We start from the raw sequence: 16,343 nt of genomic DNA, 5'->3' as shown, positions 1-16,343 counted from the left end.
CTGTGGCTGGTGCGGCGCAAACTGCTGGGAGCCTCGGCATGAGTGCGCCCGCAGTTCGCCAAACCGGCCATTCAGGCCGCCAGTTCGTGCCACAGGCACCGGAGCTGAGATAAATCAGGGGTTGGCCGCATCGCATTTCAACTGGCTCAGGGCATCAGCACGTTCGTGCGTGTTTTGTGCAGAGCTTCCCTAAGTCATGCAAATAAATTCAAAAAACGGTTTTGTTGTTCATTATTATTTGCAGGGTGAAGATCACTCTATAGATTCTCTGACTTTGCATGAAAGTCAGGAGCAGCTATTCTTTTTGATCAAAGAGGTTGCAGCAGTATTTGGTGTTGATGTTAGGATTAAGGTAACACCTTCGGAGGAAGGCGGCTTTGTCCATATTCTCAAATTTATAGGGGATAACGCGGCCGCCCTAACAATCGTCTCGACAATTATTAGTGGGCTGTTGGTTGGGGCTGTTTGGCTGACGCACCAAAGGCCTCTAATAAATCAGCAGCAAGAAATCAATGAACAGCAGAAAAAAATTAACGATCAACAGATTGCAAAAAATGCCTTAGAGATAGAGAAAACCCGAATTGAAGTGGAGCGCCTAAAAAAAGAAGGTCAGGAAGCTAGTGCAACATCATCAGGGCAAATACCTAACGAGAACAATCTTCTTTTAAATCTTGAGCCACTGCCGGACTCGGATGAAATTGTGAAAGCTTTAATGGATAATAAAAAAATAGTTAAAAGAATATCTAATTTTTATGAAATCATTGCAAACAATGACGATGTTGTCGCGATTGGTTACCGGCCTTCGGCGGTCAAAGAAGAATCTTTGGTGCTCAAAGAGTCGTTTGAAAAATACATATTTAAGCAAATTCTTATTGAGGATCTTTTGATAAATGGCGCCGTTATTGAAATTACATCTCCCGTTTTAAATGATAAAAACTTGAGATGGCACGGGGTTTTTGATAAGGAAAATATTAGATTTTCAGTTTCTGATGCGGCATTTGAAGAAAATGTTTTGAAGAAGAGAATTATTTTTAGAAATGGCTCTAAAATATCTTGTTCCTTAAGAATGCATAGGCGAATAAATAGTGTTGGAGATGTAGAAATTTATGACAGAATTGCCGAAAATATAGTTTTTCAAGAATAGAAAGTCGTGGCGGGGTCGGCGTTTGTTATGCTGAATGAGGGAAAATAACGCTGTGCGTAAAATCGATGCATAAGAAAATTCCGCCTGAATGCACCGACTTTTCATCGGTGCCTGAATCTGCTATATGTGGCCTGATCTTTAATCAATTAATCGATAGTTATTGTTCTCGAATCCAATTAGTTGCATAAAACCAGCACATAAGCGGCATTTCTCCCTCCACCTGTAAGTCGTGCCAGCACCCCTTTGGTCACCAGATCATTGATATCCCGCAGCGCCGTATCTGATGAGCACTTGGCAATGGCAACCCACTTGGCATTCGTCAGCTTCCCCTCCATCCCATCCAGCACCCGGTTCAACACCAGCGTCTGCCGCGCATTCATCGGCGTGCCCGCCCAGCGCTGCCAGAACTGGGCTTTGCCCAGCACGCCCGCCAGCAACCCATCGGCCCCTTGTACCGAGCGCAGCAGGCAACCCAGAAACCATTCCAGCCAGGGCGTGACGTCGAGCGGCCCGCGCTGGGTGGTTTCCAGTTGGTCGTAATACGCCTTGCGCTCTCGCTGGATCTGGGCGCTCAGGCTGTAAAAGCGCTGCGCGCTGCCTTCGGCCCGCGCCAACGCCATGTCGCCCACGGCGCGGCTGATGCGGCCGTTGCCGTCGTCGAAGGGGTGCAGCGTCACCAGCCACAGATGCGCCAGCCCGGCGTGGATCAGGGCATCGCCCGTCGGGGTGGTGTTGAACCATTGCAGGAAGGCGGCCATTTCCACGGGCAACGTGGACGCGGGCGGTGCCTCGTAGTGCACCTTCTCTCGGCCCACGGGGCCGGAAACGACCTGCATGGGGCCAGCGCTGTCGTTTCGCCACGCGCCCACCTGAATGCGCACCCGGCCGCTGTAGCCGGTAGGAAACAGCGCGGCATGCCAGCCGAACAGGCGGTCGGGCGTCAACGGTTGGTCGAAGTGCTGGGTGGCGTCCAGCACCATGTCCACCACGCCATCCACATGGCGGTCCGACGGGGCCAAGGCGCCGATGTCCACGCCCAGCCGCCGGGCGATGGACGACCGCACGGAGTCCTGGTCGAGTGCTTCGCCTTCGATGGCGCTGGTGGTGATGACCTCTTGCGTCAGTGCCTGCAGGGTGGCCTGGTCCCGCTGGGCCAGGCCCACGGCGGCCATGCGGCCGGCCAGATGGCCTTGGGCGCGGTGCACTTCGGCCAAGGGGACTGCCAGGGCGGCTGCGTCCAACCGCCATTGCGGCCAGTCAGGGCGTTGCCAGAGATAGGTGCGGCGGCGGGGGGCTTTGTCTGACCACATGCGGTGATTATTGTCCTTATTCACCGCAGAATGTGCGGTGAATAAGGGTTGCATTCACCGCAGTCTCCAGTCGTGCATCAGGGCGAGGGGCCTGGGAGGGGCATAGTGGGAGGTCCAGTTCCGGCATGTCGGCATCTTTCAGTGTTTTGGCTTTTTTACCGAAAACTGAATGATGGCAATGGCTTATGAATGAAGCTGGAAGCCCATTTCCACGGTATTCACTTTGATCCGCGCAGGAGTCCGCTCCTTCCGCGCCCCATGTGCGCCTTCCCACCCCGCGCTCACACCCGCACCGACGCCCCCGTCGCATAAAACTGCCCACCCGCCACGTAATGCAGCGTGCGCAGCGCCTCCGGCGCTTCCCCGAAGTGCCAGTGCCCTTCCCGGAACACCCGATCGTCCGCCCAGGCGGCGACCACCTCGGCGATGAACAGGTCGTACGCCTGCTGGTTGTGCGGCTCGGGCACCACGCGGCACACCAGCCAGGCGGCGCAGCCCTGCACCAGGGGCGTGGCGTCGTGGCCGGGCGCGTGGAACAACTCCACGCCGTAGTGCTGCAGCTTGTCGGCCCGCGCCTTGGCGCTGTCCGTGCCCACGCCCACGGTGAGCGCGGCCATGGCCTGGGTGGGCAGCTGCAGTGCGAACTGGCCGCTGGCTTCCACCAGCTCGCGCGTGCGTGTGGCCTTGTCGATCACCACGGTGACCTTCGGCGGGCTGAAGTCCAGCGCGCAGGCCCAGGCGGCGGCCATCACGTTGTCGGTGCCGGCGTGGTGGGCGGAGACGAGCACGGTTGGGCCGTGGTTGAGCAGGCGGTAGGCCTTGTCGAGCGGGACGGGGGTGAAGTGGGTGGGTGGCATGGCGGAAGGGGCGGCAGGGTGGATGGGATGGGGATGAGGTGAGATGGGAATGGGTTGCAGGCAGCGGCTGACGTAGGATCAAAACATGACGCTCTGTTTTTGATAGCAATATGCCCTAGTGTCAATTGTGCTGGTGACCATTTTGATGCTTGGTTTATCAGCGCGGACCCGGAGGGCTTTCTTCCACCGGCCCGAACCCTTCCAGGGTGTCGCCAAGGCGGCGCGCAGCGCCCGCGGGCGACCCGCGCGCGGGCAGGCGGCCGCTACCATCGTCCGATCCCTTTTTTGCCCGGCGACGGGCGCCACGGAGACAAAAGCCATGTTCAGTCATGTGATGTTGGGTGTGAGCGATCTGGAAGTGTCCAAGCGGTTCTACGACGCGGTGCTCGGCACGTTGGGCATCGCCCCCGGGTCCGCCCACAAGAACCGCTATTTCTACCGCAGCCCCACGGGCACGTTCGCGATCTCCACGCCCATCAACGGCGAGCCGGCCTGCCACGGCAATGGCAGCACCATCGGGTTCACCGTGCAGTCGCCGGAACAGGCGCAGGCGTTTCACGACGCGGGCGTCGCCCACGGTGGCACGACCTGCGAAGACCCGCCGGGCTTTCGCGAGGGCCCGAGCGGTGCGCTGTACCTGGCGTATCTGCGCGATCCGGACGGCAACAAGCTCTGCGCACTGCATCGGCCGCCCAAGGCGTGAGGCGCTCGCCGCGGGCGGGACGGCTTTCAGCGCGGCAGGCGTCAGCCCGGCGTTGAGGGCGATTGGTGCGGTGGATGGCCGGTGCCGTCCGCCGGGCCCGCGGGCAGGTTGGCCAGGAACCCCGCGATCCGCTGGGCCACCGCGTCGGGCTGTTCGCGGTGGGGCATGTGCGCCACGCCGGGCAGGATGTCCACACGCGCCGGCCCGGCGGCCCAGCGGGCGATGCGCTCGGGCTGCTCCGTGGAGCCGTATTCGTCGCGGTCCCCATGCAGGGCCAGCACGGGGCAGGTGACGCGCGCCATGGCCTCGGCCAGCGACCAATCGGCAAAACCCGGGTGCAGCCAGGTGTCCACCCACGCGCTCAGCACCCAGCGCGCTTGGTCGGCGCCGTGGTAGCGGGCCAGGCGCTCCAGGGCGCCGGGTTGGTTGAACTGCTCCCGCGCCTCGCGAATGCCCTGCAGCGTGCGCTCTTCCACGCACGCCTGGGCGGCGATGGTGATGAGCGCGTCGCAGTCGCTGCCCGCCGCGCCGCCGGGGCCGTCACCCGGCGTGCCCCGCGTTGCCGCGCAATGGGCCGCCATGCCGCCGCCCACGCTGTGCCCCAGCGCCACGAAGCGCTGCACGCCGAAGTGCGCGCGCAGGGCCGGCAGGCTGGTGCGCGCCTCGTCTTCCACGAAGTCCCGCGGCAGCAAGCCCGTGCGCGCGTCGGAGCGGCCGAAGCCCAGGCGGTCGTACGCGATCACCCCTCGGCCCGTCGCGCGGCACAGCACGGCAGGAAACTCGCGCCACAGGTCCACGCAGCCCAGCGAGTCGTGGAAGAGGACGATGGGCGGCGGCGCGGATGCGTCGGGGCAGGGCGCGGGCCCGGCGGCCCAGCGCCGCGCGAAGAGGCGGCCGTGCGCGGTGGCGATCCAGTGGTCGGACGGGGCGGGACCGTTCTGGGCGGGCAGGGGCGTGGAGGAGGGCTCTGGGCTCATGCCGGCCTTCAAGTCGAATCGAGTGGAGCGGCACCGTGCCGTGCCGTATCGCCGACGCCGGAGGGAGCCGGCCTGTCCTGCGGCGCGCACAGCGGTAGGCATGTAGAGGGCGCGTGCGCATGGCCGTGGCGATACGGGATACTCGCTGCCACCGTTTTGGCATCGCCCCCAAGCCCCTCCCTTCTTTTCCACTTCCCTGCAAGGACCGCTTTTTTGAAATCAGCCAGCGCAAGCACCTTCGACGAGGCGTACTACCAGCGCTTCTACTACGACAAGAAGACCAGCGTGGTGGACCCGCAGCACATGGAGCGCCTGGGCACTTTCGTGTGCAGCTACCTCAAGTACCTGCGGGTGCCGGTGCAGCGCGTGCTGGACGTGGGCTGCGGCATCGGGCTGTGGAAGGGCATCGTGGCGCAGCACTTTCCCGCGGCCAGCTACCAGGGCGTGGAGTTCAGCCCCTACCTGTGCGAGCGCTACGGATGGCAGCAGGGCTCGGTGGTGGACTACCAGGCCAGCGAGCCGTTCGACCTGGTCATCTGCCAGGGCGTGCTGCCCTACCTGAGCCCGCCCGATCTGAAGGCCGCCCTGCGCAACCTGGGCCAGTTGAGCCGTGGCGCAATGTATGTCGAGGCCGTGTCCCGAGAGGACTACGAGCGCGACATCATCGACGAAGACCTGACCGATGCGCGCATCTTCCGGCACTCCGCCACGCTGTACCGGCGCGGGCTGCGCGAGGGCGCGCTGGAGCTGGGCGGCGGCCTGTGGCTGAGCCGCCAGGCCGAGGTGCCGCTGTTCGAGCTGGAGCACGTGGGCGGTTGAGTGGGGCCCTCGCCATGGGCAGGGCCATGCGCGTCGTGCAGTGTCGGTCGATGGGCAGCAGGTGCGCCCCTAGAATCTCCCGCATGCATTCCGCCATCGCCCAACACCTGCCGCGCATCGCGGCCATCTGCCAACGCTTCGGCGTGCGCCGGCTGGAGGTATTCGGCTCCGCAGCCCGTGCGCACGATTTCGATCCGGGCACCAGCGATGTGGATTTTCTGGTGGAGTTCGCCGACAACGCGCCCGTTGGGCTGCACTCGTTTTTCGGCACCAAAGTCGCGCTGGAGCAATTGCTCGGCCGTCCGGTGGACTTGATCGAGCCGGGCGCGGTGCGCAATCCCTACGTACTGGCCAGCATCAACCGCCATCGGGAGCCTGTGTATGTTGCCGCGTGATCCGCGCGCTTTTCTGTGGGATGTGCAGGCGGCGGCAAAGGCCATTCAGAATTTTCTTCAGGGCATGGACGCCGAGGCTTACGCCGCCAATGAAATGGCGCAGGCGGCCGTGGAGCGCAAGTTCGAGATCATCGGCGAGGCGCTCGGCCAATTGGCCAGGGCAGACGCCGCACTGGCTGCGCGCATACCGGATCTGGCGCAGATCGTGGCGTTTCGCAACCAGCTGATCCATGGCTACGCCACCATCCGGGTGCACACGGTCTGGACCGTGGCACAGGACTCGTTGCCAGCCCTCATCGCCACGGTTGCCACCTTGCTGGAAGAGCTGGCTTGACCGATCCCGTGGACCGCCTGGCCGGCCACTCCCTTGCTCCCCACGCCGTCTCCCGCCTGCGCACCGAGCGCCTGGCGCGCAGTTCCAAGCCGTTCCTCGCCCGGGGCGGCCCGCGCGGCGAGCGCTGCCCCGGTTGCCGGCTGGTGCCCAGCCACTGCCTGTGCGCCGTGCGGCCCCAGGTCGCCACCCAGGCCGGCATGTGCCTGCTGATGGCCGACATCGAGCCGCTCAAGCCCAGCAACACGGGCTGGCTGATCGCCGACGTCGTGCCGGACACCTTCGCCTTCGGCTGGGCGCGCACGGTGGTGGACCCGGCCCTGCTGGCGCTGCTGCGCGACCCGCAGTGGCAGCCGTATGTGGTGTTTCCTGGCGAGTTCGCGGAGCCTTCGCGGGTGGTGACCCGGGTGGAGCCCACAGAGGTTCCAGCGCAGGGCATGCCGCCGCCGCCCCGGCGCCCGCTGTTCGTGCTGCTGGACGCCACCTGGACCGAGGCGCGCAAGATGTTCAGGAAGAGCCCCTACCTGAACCACCTGCCGGTGCTCAGCCTGCAGCCCGAGCAGCTGTCGCGCTACCGGCTGCGCCGCTCCCAGCGCGACGACCATTTCTGCACCTCCGAGGTGGCGGCGATCTGCCTTGAAATGGCGGGCGAGTCGCACGCAGCGCAGACACTGGAGGCCTATCTCGACGTGTTCACCCACCACTACCTGCAGGCCAAGCACCAATTGCCGGTGGAGATGGACGGCGAGGCGCACCGCCGGTTGCGGGCCTTGCGGGCGCGGGGACCGGGCGTTGCGGCGCAGGGGGCCGCGCGGCAAGACGGATAAGGGCGCGGCGGCTTGGCGGCGCGCTCCTGCCCCCTTCACTTCACCGCTTGCAAACCTCGCAGTAGTAGAAGTAAACGTCTTCCTCCCGGCCCTTGACCACCGGCGACAGATAGCCCACACCGCTGTCGGCCGCGAACGAAAGGCGCACCTGCCGGCCGTCCTTGAATTGCACGTCCACGGGATCGCTGGTGCATTCCCCGAAGGAGCCGTAATCGTTCATCACCGCCACCTGCGAGATGGGGATGGCCTGCCGCAGGAAGTTGCGCACATACCGCTCAGTGACGCGGGCCGGCGGCGGCTCGGCCGTGCATGGCTTGCCTTCCGCATCGAAGAATCGCGCACTGGACAACGTGATGCGGCGCACCGGGCCGATGGCGTAGGCGCGGGCTTCCATTCGGCGGCGGTCTTCATCCCGTTCGGTTGCTGCCGCGGCCTTCGATGCGGATGCGGATGCCGAGCCCTGTGGTGGCGATGGGGCCATTGGCCCCGAATGGGCCAGGGCAGCCCACGCCAGCCATGGCAGGGTGATGGTTCGCAGAGCGTTTTTCATGGTCATCGGTCGTTCCTGTTTCGAATCGGGCTTTTGCCCTGGCGATGGCCTGTTGGGGCCGTCCGGCGCATCAGCCCTGGTTTCTCACCCCCGCCGTGAATGGCCGGCTCAAGAACCGCGAACCCTTCTCCCCGAACCGCCAGGGCACGTCCACCGCCTTGGAGATGCCGATGCGCGGCCCGGTGATCACGTCGGGCGCCGGGTGGCCCGGCGAAGGCTGCAGCAGCGCGAACGGCGGCAGGTGCAGGGACTCGCCGTCCAGGCGTGCGTCGATGCCCAGCGCCTGCGCCAGCCGCCCGGGGCCGGCGCACAGCAGCCGGGCGTCCTGCAGGCCGCGCCGTTCGCGCAGGGTGTCCAGTCCGTGGGTGGGCTCGATGGCCCGCAGCAGCACGCCGGCGCCATGGCCCGCTTCGCGGCACACGGTGTTGACGCACCAGTGCAGGCCGTAGGAGCGGTACACGTAGGCGCAGCCCGGCGGGCCGAACATGGCCGCGTTGCGGGCCGTGGGGCCACCGAAGGTGTGCGAGGCCGGGTCGGTCTGGTCGTAGGCCTCGGTTTCCACGATGCGGCCGCCCACGCCGTCGACCAGCAGCGTCACGCCGATGAGCCGGCGTGCCACCTCGTGCGCTGGGGCGGTGAAGTCGATGTCGGCAAGGGTCAGGGGCAGGTCGTGGGGAAGGTCGTGGGGCATGGGCGTGATGCTAAGACCCGCAGCGGCCGGCCACGGCCGGGCCCTGCGGCATGGGTGCGGGACGCCACGGCGATACTGGCGGGCCGACCGCACCCGCCCGGCCGGCGTTCTGCCGGGTCCAGTGTCTCCCCTTGTTTCTTCAACCAACGAACCCGACCACGAAGGCATGCCCATGAATTTTCCGTCCCACCGATGGCTCCGCGCCGGCTTCGCGCTGGTCCTCGCCTGCCTGCTGGCCAGCTCACCCTGGGCGGCCGAACTGAGCGCCAAGCGGCAGGCGCTGCTGATGTCCATGTTCAAGGAAGACGCGGTGCTCACCGAGCAGGTGCACCGCGACTTCTGGGCGGGCGTGGACGTCTCCGACGCCGCCGCCACCGAGGCCGCGCAGGACCGTCTGGCCGCGGCCATGCGCAATTCGATCGAGTACGAGCGCGCGACGGCACTGAGCTACCAGGCCAGCATGAAGCAGCGCAAGCCCGTGGTGAATCCGCGCTATGAGGCCGCCCTGAAGGACCGGCTGGCCATGCTGAAGGCGCGCAACCTGGCGCCCGACGACGTGCTGGCCAAGGACAAGGCGTTTCGCGCCTCGCTGGTGCCGATCTCGCGCGGCAAGCCGTTCGAGGCCGATGGCAAGCGCATCGTGATGACGCCCGCTCTGGTGGATGCGGCATTGCAGCGCGTGGAGGCTTCGCACCAGCGGCTGGAGCGTTTGCTCAATCCGGTGTGGGCCGGCGCCGGGGGCTGACACGGCCCGCCTTGCGGTGCAGCTAAAGCACCGAGGCTGGAGGCCTGTTCACTTGACGGAAGGAAAGGTGAAGTCTGCGCCCATCAGCCCTTCGCAAGCCTCGCAGTAGAGGTAGTACGTGGTCTGGTGAATCTGCAGCACGCCCCAGCCCGTCGCGTTGTCCAGCGACAGCCGGCCTTTTTTCCGGTTCGGCAGTTGCAGTTGCGCTTCGGCCTGGCAGTCGCCCTGGTCCAGGCTCTGGAGGTAGTTGTACCGGGCGCTTCGGACGGCATGCTGCCAAAAATAGGCCACCCGACGGGTGTCGATGGAAAGGTTTTCGCAGTTCGCATCTCCACCTTGCACGCTGTGTGCGGCGCCCTTGGCGATGTGAATCGCAGAAGGGCGGCCGATGGCGTGGATCGCATGGGCGGAGGTGGGCGCGTCGGCCTGTACCGTGTTCGTTCCGCACAGCGCCCAGGCGATGCCCAGCATCGCCACGCCATGGACGCCGCGTTTCCGGCGCCGGGGAATGGTTGTCTTCAAGATCATTGGCATGGACGTCGACGGTGCTTCATGGATGCGCGCGGCGCAGGAGCATAGGCGGTCTTGCCAGGGGGCAAAATGCCCCGATGAAAGCTCCCCCCAGACTCCAGTCCCTTATCGAGGAAGGCCTCATCGACACCGTGGTGCGCCAGCTCATGAGCGGCAAGGAAGCCATGGTGTACGTGGTGCGCTGCGGCGACGAAACGCGCTGCGCCAAGATCTACAAGGAGGCCACGCACCGCAGCTTCCGGCAGGCGGTGGACTACACCGAGAACCGCCGGGTCAAGAACTCCCGCTCGGCCCGCGCGATGGCCAAGGGCAGCAAGTTCGGCCGGCAAGCGCAGGAGGCCGCGTGGCAGAGCGCCGAGGTCGATGCGCTCTACCGCCTGGCGGCAGCCGGCGTGCGGGTGCCGCAGCCGTTCAACTTCCACGAGGGCGTGCTGCTCATGGAGCTGGTGACCGACGCGCACGGCGATGCGGCGCCGCGACTGAACGACGTGGCGTTCACGCCCGAGCAGGCCCGGGCGCACCATGCCACGCTGATCGCCGAGGTGGTGCGCATGCTGTGCGCGGGCGTGGTGCACGGGGACTTGTCCGAGTTCAACATCCTGCTCGCCCACCTGCCTGGCGCCGGTGCGGACGAAGGCGCCGAGGGCCCGGTCATCATCGACCTGCCCCAGGCCGTGGATGCGGCGGGCAACAACCATGCGCCGCGCATGCTGCTGCGCGACGTGGCCAACCTGCGCGATTTCTTCGGCCAGTTCGCGCCCGAGTTGCGGGCCACCGAATACGGCCCCGAGATCTGGACCCTGTACCAGAGCGGCCAGTTGACGAACGAGACCCCGCTCACCGGCCGCTACGAGCGCCGCCACGCGGATGTGGACCTGCAGGCGGTGATGCGCGAGATCGACGATGCGCGGGCCGAGGATGCGGCGCGCCGGCTTCGCATGGCGGGCGGGTAGCGGCAAGGGCGCACGCGGGGCGGGGCTCACAAACCTTCACAAAACAGGCGCACGCGCACGGGGGTTGCCCTGCAAAATCATCGACCGGGCGAAATGGCCGGACTTCCCAGGCGCGCGCCGCCTTGGGGGCCGCCGCCGAGCCCGCGCACGGCTCTGCCGTGCCTTGGCGATGACACCACCGGAGGCGCACCCATGAACCCAGCCACCTGCGCGATCTGCGGCCAGCCCCTGGACGATGCGGCCGAGGGCGCCTACGGCGACTGGGTCGCGTTTGCCGACCACGACAACCACGCGCTGCCCGAGCCTGGAAGCCGGGCGCCCGGTCTGGCCTATTTTTGTGCGGAGCACCTGGCCCTGGCCCGCGAGCGGGCCGCATGGCGTTGCCACGATGCGGTGCAGGCCCTTCGCCTGCATGCCGGCGCGCAGGCTGCAAGCGCGGCGCAGGTCCATTCCGCCCCGGCGCCGCTGGCCGGGACTGCGGAGGCCGACATCGCCCCGCAGTCGCCCTGGTGGCAACGCTGGTGGGGCTGACGTGCGGGCCGGGGCCATGGGGCCGGGCGGCGCCGCTTGCGCCGCCGCCCGGGAACTGATCGGCCCGCCCGGGGTCAGTCACTGCCGTTGCCGGTCTTTTCTTTTCCGCACATGAGGGTGTCCGCCACGATGGTTGCTTTCCGTTCGATTCCGCACCCCGCACACTCCAAGCACTCCGCAGCACCCCGTGGCGTTTTCCGGGCCGTCTGCGCCGCGCTCGCCCTGGCCGCCTGCGCCGTGGCGCCCCAGGCCTGGGCGCAGAGCTACACGATCTCCGCCGAGCAGATGCAGGGCGCCGTGGCCGAGAAGTTTCCGCGCCGCTATGCGCTGGGCGGCCTGATGAACCTGGATGTGCAGGCGCCCCGGCTGCGGCTGCTGCCGCAGCAGAACCGGCTGAACGCCGACATGGACGTGACCGCCTCGGGCCCGCTGCTGCAACGCCGCTACGCCGGCGCGTTCGATGTGGACTTCGCGCTGCGCTACGAGCCGTCGGACCGCACGATCCGCGCGCACCAGCTGCATGTGAACGCGCTGCGCCTGGAGGGGCTGCAGCCCCAGGCCGCGGAAATGCTCGACATCTATGGCCCGCAGCTGGCCCAGCAGACGCTGAGCGAGGTGGTGCTGCACCAGTTGCGGCCGCAGGACTTGGCCGTGCCGGATGGCCTGGGCATGCAGCCGAGCAGCATCACGGTGACGGACAAGGGGCTGGTCGTGCGGTTCGAGCCCAAGGCCGCACCCTAGAAAGGAAAGTGTTCACCGATTTTTCGGGGATGGCTCTTCTACCCGCAGGGCCAGTGCCTTTCCGGGCGGTTTGCCGCGTTGCTGCGTTTGCACGCGAGCCCCTGCCATTGGCGGCGCACCGCGCCTTGCATCCCATGTTGGAGAGGTTCTGAGCGTCGGGCCCGGCGCGCCGCAGGACAGGTGCGGCATGGTCCTACCCCGGTCCGGCCCGGCGTTTTTTACGATGGGCGCTTTCCGGCGCGGCCACGCAGCGCCGTTGCGCACGGCACCGCCGCGCTCGCCAGCGGCCACCGGCCCCTTCCGCCCCATTCCTTTCATGCCACCGGCGGCGCCTCGCGCGCGGCCCGGTCCTTCTTTTCAAGGAGCTCCATGAACACGCCATCCTTCACTTCGTGGTTCCAGACCGAAACGCTCTGGGGCCTGTCCCTGGTCAGCCTGGCGCTGGCGCTGGCCGCCGCGCTGGGCGCGTACCTGGCCATGTCGCTGCTGCTGGGCGTGGCCGTGCGGCGTGCGCGGCGCCTGGCCGAAGCGCAGGGCGGCAGCCACCGCACGGCGGGCGTGGTGTACGAGCTGCTGGCCGGCACCAGCCGGCTGCTGGTGTTCGTGGCGGCCGTGCTGGTGGGCGTGGGCATGCTCGATCTGCCGGGCCGCTGGGCCACGCGCGTGGGGCAGCTGTGGTTCCTGGCGCTGGCGCTGCAGGTGGGGCTGTGGGGCACGCGCGCGGTGGCCCTGGGGATCGCGCGCTACCGCATGCACCACGGCCTGGCCGCCGCGGGCGACGCGGCGCCGTTCAGCGCGTCGGCCACGCTGCTGTCCTGGGGGCTGCGCACGCTGCTGTGGGCCACGGTGCTGCTGGCCATGCTGTCCAACCTGGGGGTGAACATCACGGCGTTCGTGGCCAGCCTGGGGGTGGGCGGCATCGCGGTGGCGCTGGCGGTGCAGAGCATCCTGGGCGATCTGTTCGCCTCGCTGGCGATCGCGGTGGACAAGCCGTTCGATGCGGGCGATTTCATCGTGGTGGGCGGCGTCGCGGGCACGGTGCAGCGCATCGGCCTCAAGACCACGCGCATCCGCAGCCTGGGCGGCGAGCAGGTGGTGATGAGCAACACCGACCTGCTCAAGCAGACCATCAACAACTACCGCTACCTGCAGGAGCGGCGCATCGTGTTCCAGTTCCGCGTGCCCTACGGCACCACCGCCGAGCAGGCCGAGGCGGTGCCGCAGGCCGTGCGCCGCATCATCGAGGCCGAAGGCCAGGCGCGCTTCGACCGCGCGCACCTGCAGGGTTTCGTCGAGAACGGGCTGCAGTACGAGGTGGTCTACATCGTGCTGGACCCGGCCTACAACGTGTACATGGACCTGCAGCAGCGCATCAACCTGTCGCTGATGCGCGAACTCGCCGCGCTGGGCGTGGACTTCGCCGTGCCGGCGCGCACGGTGCAGCTGGCCGCGCCGGCGGGCGGGCCGCCCCCCGGGGGCTTTCTGCGCGTGCAGCAGCCGGCGACGGCCTGAGCCCGGCGCGGTTTGGTGCGAGCCGGCGCGGCCGGGCGCCGTGGCCCTTGCCGCCCCGTTGGTTAAAGTAGCGGCCCTCGCCCCCAGGGCGCCCTCGATCCCCAACGCGGCAGAAAACCCCATGACCCAGGACCCGGCTCGACAGAGCGAATTGAAGAAGATGGAGCTGTGCGATGGCTGCGCCGGCATCCAGCGCAACTGGCGCCGCGCCCCCGGCCATGCCGAGCTGGTGCAGCGCGGCAACCGCAAGGAAGAGCGCGACCACGGCCTCGTCACCATCACCCGCTACCAGTGCGACCGCTGCGGCACGGCGTGGGAGTACGAGAACGACAAGACCGACCAGCGCGCCGGCTGGTCCGTGGTGGGGCGCTGAAAGCCTGCCAAGGCGTGGCCGCCGGTTGCTATTAAATAAATAGCATGATGCCCTAGTGCATATTGCGCTGGCGGCCTACCGGAGTTTCCATGCCTTGCCCCGTGGGGTGGCCCGTGCGGCCGCCTTTCCGGCACCGTCCTACGCCCGGGCCCGCGATCGGGGGCTACAACGGCCATTGGAAGGCGGCGCCTTCGCGTCTGGGTGGGTCACTGCATTCAGGCGCCCGCGCCGTTCGCAGCAACGACGACCCCAAGGAATCCCGGCCCCATGCTCTTTGCCCGCTCCCCGACCCCCGATCCCGAAACGTCTGCCGACCAGGCCCCGGCCGCGCCCCTGCCCGAGCGCACCGTCGTCGTCATCACGGGCGCGTCCAGCGGCATCGGGCACGCCACGGCGCTGGCCTTCGCCCGGCGCGGCGCGTGCATCGTGCTGGCCTCGCGCGATGCGGGCACCCTGTCGGCGGTGGCGCTGGCCTGCCGGGCCGAAGGCGGCACCGCCATCGGCGTGCCCACCGACGTGACCGATCCCCAGGCCGTGCAGGCCCTGCGGGCCAAGGCGCTGCGCCATTTCGGCCACATCGACGTGTGGGTGAACAGCGTCGGCGTGGGCGCCGTGGGCCGTTTCGAAGACGTGCCCGTGGCCGCGCACCGCCGCGTGCTGGAGGCCAACCTGCTGGGCCACCTGCACGGCGCGCACGTCGTGCTGCCGCACTTTCGCGAACGCGGCCGCGGCACGCTGGTCAACCTCATCTCGATGGGCGGCTGGGTGCCCGCGCCCTATGCGGCCGCCTACACCGCGAGCAAGTTCGGCCTGCGCGGGCTGTCGGAAAGCCTGCGCGCCGAGGTGTCCGACCTGCCCCACGTGCACGTGTGCGACGTGGCCCCCACCTTCGTCGATTCGCCGGGCCTCTCGCACGGCGCCAACTACACGGGCCGCAGCATCCGGCCGCCGCTGCCCATGGTGGATCCGCGCCGCGTGGCCGATGCCATCGTGGGCCTGTCCACCCGCCCGCGCGACGTGACCTGGCTCGGCGCGCCCGCGCTGCCCGGCCGCCTGGCCCATGCGCTGGCGCCGGCCAGCGTGGGCCGCGCGATGCGCTGGCTCACCGATGCGGCGCTGCGGCGCGCGCGCGAAGTGCCCGCGTCCGAAGGCAACCTGTTCGAGCCGTCGCGCGGCACCGCCATCGACGGCGGCCACCGCGATCACCGCGACAGCCGGCTGGCCGCCGTGGCCGCGCTCGGCGTGGCGGGCCTGGTCTGCGGCTGGTGGCTGGCCACGCGCGAGACCGGCAGCGACGGCACCGGCCGGCAGCCTTGACTTGACGTGCCACGCACCGCAGGGGCCTGTGCGCAAGCCCCCGGGTGGCCCCCGTTTCGTTGGAACTGAAAGGATGAGTCCATGACCGCTTCCTCGCTCTCCCAGGCCGCGCGCGCCGCGCAGACCTTCACGCTCTATGCGGCCGGCGGCCGCGTGTACGCCAGCAACGTGCGCGACAAGCTCATCGACCTGGGCGGGTTGACCGAGGCCCAGGGCCGCTACGGCTACGCGCTGGACGGCGGCGACCAGGTGGCGCGCGACGGGTTTCCCAGCCCCGAGGACGCGCTGGCGGACATCGCCAGCACCGTCACCTTCCTGTACCTGGACGGGCAGTTCACCGCGCTCGAAGACCTGTCCGATGGCCGCAGCCCGGACCTAAGCGACGTGCCTCAGATCCAGATCAGCCTGGATGCGCTCGGCCATGGCGAGCCGGCCATCGCCGCCGATATCTGACCTGACCGTTGGCCCTGGGGACCGCTCCCGCCCCGCGTCCGGGAATTCCCGGTGGACGCTGCCCGGCAGGCCGGCTATGGTTTGTGAACGGTGTTCACAATCGTGATGGGCGCCGCACCCGGCCCCGGCGCGGGCCGCCAGGAGACGACGCATGAAAGTGGAACCCTACCTGTTTTTCGACGGCCGGTGCGAAGAGGCGCTGGCGTTCTATCGCACGGCCTTGGGCGCGGAGGTCACCGCGCTGATGCGCTTTTCGGACAGCCCCGCCCCGACCGATGCGTCCGGTTGCGCGGGCGCGGCCCCGCCGCCGGGCGACAAGGTCATGCACGCCGCGTTCCGCATCGGCGAGACCACGCTCATGGCCTCGGACGGCATGAACGGAGGGCAGCCCGTGTTCCAGGGCATGTCGCTGTCGCTCGGCCCGGCCGACGAGGCCGAGGCCCGGCGCCTGTTCGCCGCGCTGTCCGAGGGCGGCCAGGTGCAGGTGCCGCTGTCGCCCACCTTCTTCTCGCCCGCGTTCGGCATGGTGGCCGACCGGTTCGGGGTGCCGTGGATGGTGGTGTGCACGCCCGCCGCCTGACCG

21 protein-coding genes are annotated in these 16,343 nt (G+C 67.5%); 15 read left to right on the top strand and 6 right to left on the bottom strand.

Going from position 1 to position 16,343, the window contains the following annotated elements:
* Positions 1 to 196 precede the first annotated feature (196 nt).
* On the top strand, positions 197 to 1,144 hold the full coding sequence (locus tag AVAK2825_RS18915; protein ID WP_284401736.1) for a hypothetical protein: 948 nt from the start codon (positions 197 to 199) through the stop codon (positions 1,142 to 1,144).
* Positions 1,145 to 1,320: 176 nt separating this feature from the next.
* Here AVAK2825_RS18915 and AVAK2825_RS18910 read toward each other — a convergent pair whose 3' ends face one another.
* Positions 1,321 to 2,454 (bottom strand): Fic family protein, encoded by a 1,134-nt coding sequence (locus AVAK2825_RS18910; protein ID WP_284401734.1) that lies wholly within the window; start codon positions 2,452 to 2,454, stop codon positions 1,321 to 1,323.
* Between the two features lie 281 nt (positions 2,455 to 2,735).
* On the bottom strand, positions 2,736 to 3,311 hold the full coding sequence (locus AVAK2825_RS18905; RefSeq protein WP_284401732.1) for a flavin reductase family protein: 576 nt from the start codon (positions 3,309 to 3,311) through the stop codon (positions 2,736 to 2,738).
* 319 nt (positions 3,312 to 3,630) lie between these two features.
* Between AVAK2825_RS18905 and AVAK2825_RS18900 the strand changes: the two genes are divergently transcribed.
* Positions 3,631 to 4,014 (top strand): VOC family protein, encoded by a 384-nt coding sequence (locus AVAK2825_RS18900; protein ID WP_272566650.1) that lies wholly within the window; start codon positions 3,631 to 3,633, stop codon positions 4,012 to 4,014.
* 41 nt (positions 4,015 to 4,055) lie between these two features.
* On the opposite strand, the gene AVAK2825_RS18895 is transcribed toward AVAK2825_RS18900, so the two are convergent.
* Positions 4,056 to 4,991 carry an alpha/beta fold hydrolase gene (locus AVAK2825_RS18895; RefSeq protein WP_284401728.1) on the bottom strand — a complete coding sequence of 312 codons (936 nt, stop codon included), beginning with the start codon at positions 4,989 to 4,991 and terminating at the stop codon, positions 4,056 to 4,058.
* 213 nt (positions 4,992 to 5,204) lie between these two features.
* Here AVAK2825_RS18895 and AVAK2825_RS18890 point away from each other — a divergent pair, with 213 nt between their 5' ends.
* The 4 genes from AVAK2825_RS18890 to AVAK2825_RS18875 all read left to right on the top strand — a co-directional run bounded on the left by AVAK2825_RS18890 (position 5,205) and on the right by AVAK2825_RS18875 (position 7,363).
* Positions 5,205 to 5,810 carry a class I SAM-dependent methyltransferase gene (locus tag AVAK2825_RS18890; protein WP_284401726.1) on the top strand — a complete coding sequence of 202 codons (606 nt, stop codon included), beginning with the start codon at positions 5,205 to 5,207 and terminating at the stop codon, positions 5,808 to 5,810.
* Between the two features lie 83 nt (positions 5,811 to 5,893).
* Entirely contained in the window at positions 5,894 to 6,205 is a 312-nt protein-coding gene (locus AVAK2825_RS18885) for a nucleotidyltransferase family protein (RefSeq protein WP_284401725.1), read from the top strand.
* Entirely contained in the window at positions 6,192 to 6,539 is a 348-nt protein-coding gene (locus tag AVAK2825_RS18880) for a HepT-like ribonuclease domain-containing protein (RefSeq protein ID WP_272566656.1), read from the top strand. Before AVAK2825_RS18885 ends, AVAK2825_RS18880 begins: the two co-directional genes overlap by 14 nt.
* The gene (locus AVAK2825_RS18875; protein ID WP_284401722.1) at positions 6,536 to 7,363 is read left to right on the top strand and encodes a tRNA-uridine aminocarboxypropyltransferase; all 828 of its coding nucleotides are present in this window, start codon (positions 6,536 to 6,538) and stop codon (positions 7,361 to 7,363) included. The genes AVAK2825_RS18880 and AVAK2825_RS18875 overlap by 4 nt, the downstream gene beginning before the upstream one ends.
* A 40-nt stretch (positions 7,364 to 7,403) precedes the next feature.
* On the opposite strand, the gene AVAK2825_RS18870 is transcribed toward AVAK2825_RS18875, so the two are convergent.
* Both AVAK2825_RS18870 and AVAK2825_RS18865 read right to left on the bottom strand, forming a co-directional pair.
* Positions 7,404 to 7,757, bottom strand: a complete 354-nt coding sequence (locus AVAK2825_RS18870) for a hypothetical protein (RefSeq protein ID WP_284401720.1) — start codon at positions 7,755 to 7,757, stop codon at positions 7,404 to 7,406.
* A 226-nt stretch (positions 7,758 to 7,983) separates the two neighbouring features.
* Entirely contained in the window at positions 7,984 to 8,604 is a 621-nt protein-coding gene (locus AVAK2825_RS18865; protein ID WP_284401718.1) for a DNA-3-methyladenine glycosylase, read from the bottom strand.
* A 172-nt stretch (positions 8,605 to 8,776) separates the two neighbouring features.
* On the opposite strand from AVAK2825_RS18865, the gene AVAK2825_RS18860 reads away from it, so the two are divergent.
* Entirely contained in the window at positions 8,777 to 9,349 is a 573-nt protein-coding gene (locus AVAK2825_RS18860) for a hypothetical protein (protein WP_284401716.1), read from the top strand.
* A 48-nt stretch (positions 9,350 to 9,397) separates the two neighbouring features.
* Here the strand turns inward: AVAK2825_RS18860 and AVAK2825_RS18855 are convergent, their stop codons facing one another.
* Complete coding sequence (locus AVAK2825_RS18855; RefSeq protein WP_284401714.1) at positions 9,398 to 9,877, bottom strand: hypothetical protein; 480 nt, start codon at positions 9,875 to 9,877, stop codon at positions 9,398 to 9,400.
* 80 nt (positions 9,878 to 9,957) lie between these two features.
* Here AVAK2825_RS18855 and AVAK2825_RS18850 point away from each other — a divergent pair, with 80 nt between their 5' ends.
* The 8 genes from AVAK2825_RS18850 to AVAK2825_RS18815 all read left to right on the top strand — a co-directional run bounded on the left by AVAK2825_RS18850 (position 9,958) and on the right by AVAK2825_RS18815 (position 16,340).
* Positions 9,958 to 10,833, top strand: coding sequence for a PA4780 family RIO1-like protein kinase (locus AVAK2825_RS18850; protein ID WP_272566665.1), 876 nt, complete (start codon positions 9,958 to 9,960; stop codon positions 10,831 to 10,833).
* A gap of 192 nt (positions 10,834 to 11,025) precedes the next feature.
* A complete protein-coding gene (locus AVAK2825_RS18845; RefSeq protein WP_284401711.1) occupies positions 11,026 to 11,364 on the top strand; it encodes a hypothetical protein in 339 nt (112 codons plus the stop codon).
* A gap of 129 nt (positions 11,365 to 11,493) precedes the next feature.
* Positions 11,494 to 12,105, top strand: a complete 612-nt coding sequence (locus AVAK2825_RS18840; protein ID WP_284401709.1) for a DUF1439 domain-containing protein — start codon at positions 11,494 to 11,496, stop codon at positions 12,103 to 12,105.
* Between the two features lie 369 nt (positions 12,106 to 12,474).
* Complete coding sequence (locus AVAK2825_RS18835; protein ID WP_284401707.1) at positions 12,475 to 13,617, top strand: mechanosensitive ion channel family protein; 1,143 nt, start codon at positions 12,475 to 12,477, stop codon at positions 13,615 to 13,617.
* Between the two features lie 121 nt (positions 13,618 to 13,738).
* Positions 13,739 to 13,990, top strand: coding sequence for a hypothetical protein (locus AVAK2825_RS18830; RefSeq protein WP_272566672.1), 252 nt, complete (start codon positions 13,739 to 13,741; stop codon positions 13,988 to 13,990).
* A gap of 267 nt (positions 13,991 to 14,257) precedes the next feature.
* Positions 14,258 to 15,307 (top strand): SDR family oxidoreductase, encoded by a 1,050-nt coding sequence (locus AVAK2825_RS18825; protein ID WP_284401704.1) that lies wholly within the window; start codon positions 14,258 to 14,260, stop codon positions 15,305 to 15,307.
* A gap of 81 nt (positions 15,308 to 15,388) precedes the next feature.
* Entirely contained in the window at positions 15,389 to 15,760 is a 372-nt protein-coding gene (locus AVAK2825_RS18820; RefSeq protein WP_284401702.1) for a hypothetical protein, read from the top strand.
* 151 nt (positions 15,761 to 15,911) lie between these two features.
* Positions 15,912 to 16,340, top strand: a complete 429-nt coding sequence (locus AVAK2825_RS18815; protein ID WP_284401700.1) for a VOC family protein — start codon at positions 15,912 to 15,914, stop codon at positions 16,338 to 16,340.
* The last annotated feature ends 3 nt before the right edge of the window (positions 16,341 to 16,343 follow it).

This window comes from Acidovorax sp. SUPP2825, assembly GCF_030158995.1.
Lineage (GTDB): Bacteria > Pseudomonadota > Gammaproteobacteria > Burkholderiales > Burkholderiaceae_C > Paracidovorax.
The sequence above is the reverse complement of the archived record's forward strand: the minus strand, read 5'-3'. Positions and strand labels throughout refer to the sequence as shown.

Coding starts and splice junctions, on each gene's coding strand:
- AVAK2825_RS18830 (WP_272566672.1), top strand. CDS start 13,739: ATGACCCAGGACCCGGCTCGACAGAGCGAATTGAAGAAGATGGAGCTG.
- AVAK2825_RS18840 (WP_284401709.1), top strand. CDS start 11,494: ATGGTTGCTTTCCGTTCGATTCCGCACCCCGCACACTCCAAGCACTCC.
- AVAK2825_RS18915 (WP_284401736.1), top strand. CDS start 197: ATGCAAATAAATTCAAAAAACGGTTTTGTTGTTCATTATTATTTGCAG.
- AVAK2825_RS18860 (WP_284401716.1), top strand. CDS start 8,777: ATGAATTTTCCGTCCCACCGATGGCTCCGCGCCGGCTTCGCGCTGGTC.
- AVAK2825_RS18910 (WP_284401734.1), bottom strand. CDS start 2,454: ATGTGGTCAGACAAAGCCCCCCGCCGCCGCACCTATCTCTGGCAACGC.
- AVAK2825_RS18820 (WP_284401702.1), top strand. CDS start 15,389: ATGACCGCTTCCTCGCTCTCCCAGGCCGCGCGCGCCGCGCAGACCTTC.
- AVAK2825_RS18870 (WP_284401720.1), bottom strand. CDS start 7,757: ATGGAAGCCCGCGCCTACGCCATCGGCCCGGTGCGCCGCATCACGTTG.
- AVAK2825_RS18815 (WP_284401700.1), top strand. CDS start 15,912: ATGAAAGTGGAACCCTACCTGTTTTTCGACGGCCGGTGCGAAGAGGCG.
- AVAK2825_RS18900 (WP_272566650.1), top strand. CDS start 3,631: ATGTTCAGTCATGTGATGTTGGGTGTGAGCGATCTGGAAGTGTCCAAG.
- AVAK2825_RS18885 (WP_284401725.1), top strand. CDS start 5,894: ATGCATTCCGCCATCGCCCAACACCTGCCGCGCATCGCGGCCATCTGC.
- AVAK2825_RS18845 (WP_284401711.1), top strand. CDS start 11,026: ATGAACCCAGCCACCTGCGCGATCTGCGGCCAGCCCCTGGACGATGCG.
- AVAK2825_RS18895 (WP_284401728.1), bottom strand. CDS start 4,991: ATGAGCCCAGAGCCCTCCTCCACGCCCCTGCCCGCCCAGAACGGTCCC.
- AVAK2825_RS18880 (WP_272566656.1), top strand. CDS start 6,192: ATGTTGCCGCGTGATCCGCGCGCTTTTCTGTGGGATGTGCAGGCGGCG.
- AVAK2825_RS18905 (WP_284401732.1), bottom strand. CDS start 3,311: ATGCCACCCACCCACTTCACCCCCGTCCCGCTCGACAAGGCCTACCGC.
- AVAK2825_RS18855 (WP_284401714.1), bottom strand. CDS start 9,877: ATGATCTTGAAGACAACCATTCCCCGGCGCCGGAAACGCGGCGTCCAT.
- AVAK2825_RS18835 (WP_284401707.1), top strand. CDS start 12,475: ATGAACACGCCATCCTTCACTTCGTGGTTCCAGACCGAAACGCTCTGG.
- AVAK2825_RS18865 (WP_284401718.1), bottom strand. CDS start 8,604: ATGCCCCACGACCTTCCCCACGACCTGCCCCTGACCCTTGCCGACATC.
- AVAK2825_RS18850 (WP_272566665.1), top strand. CDS start 9,958: ATGAAAGCTCCCCCCAGACTCCAGTCCCTTATCGAGGAAGGCCTCATC.
- AVAK2825_RS18825 (WP_284401704.1), top strand. CDS start 14,258: ATGCTCTTTGCCCGCTCCCCGACCCCCGATCCCGAAACGTCTGCCGAC.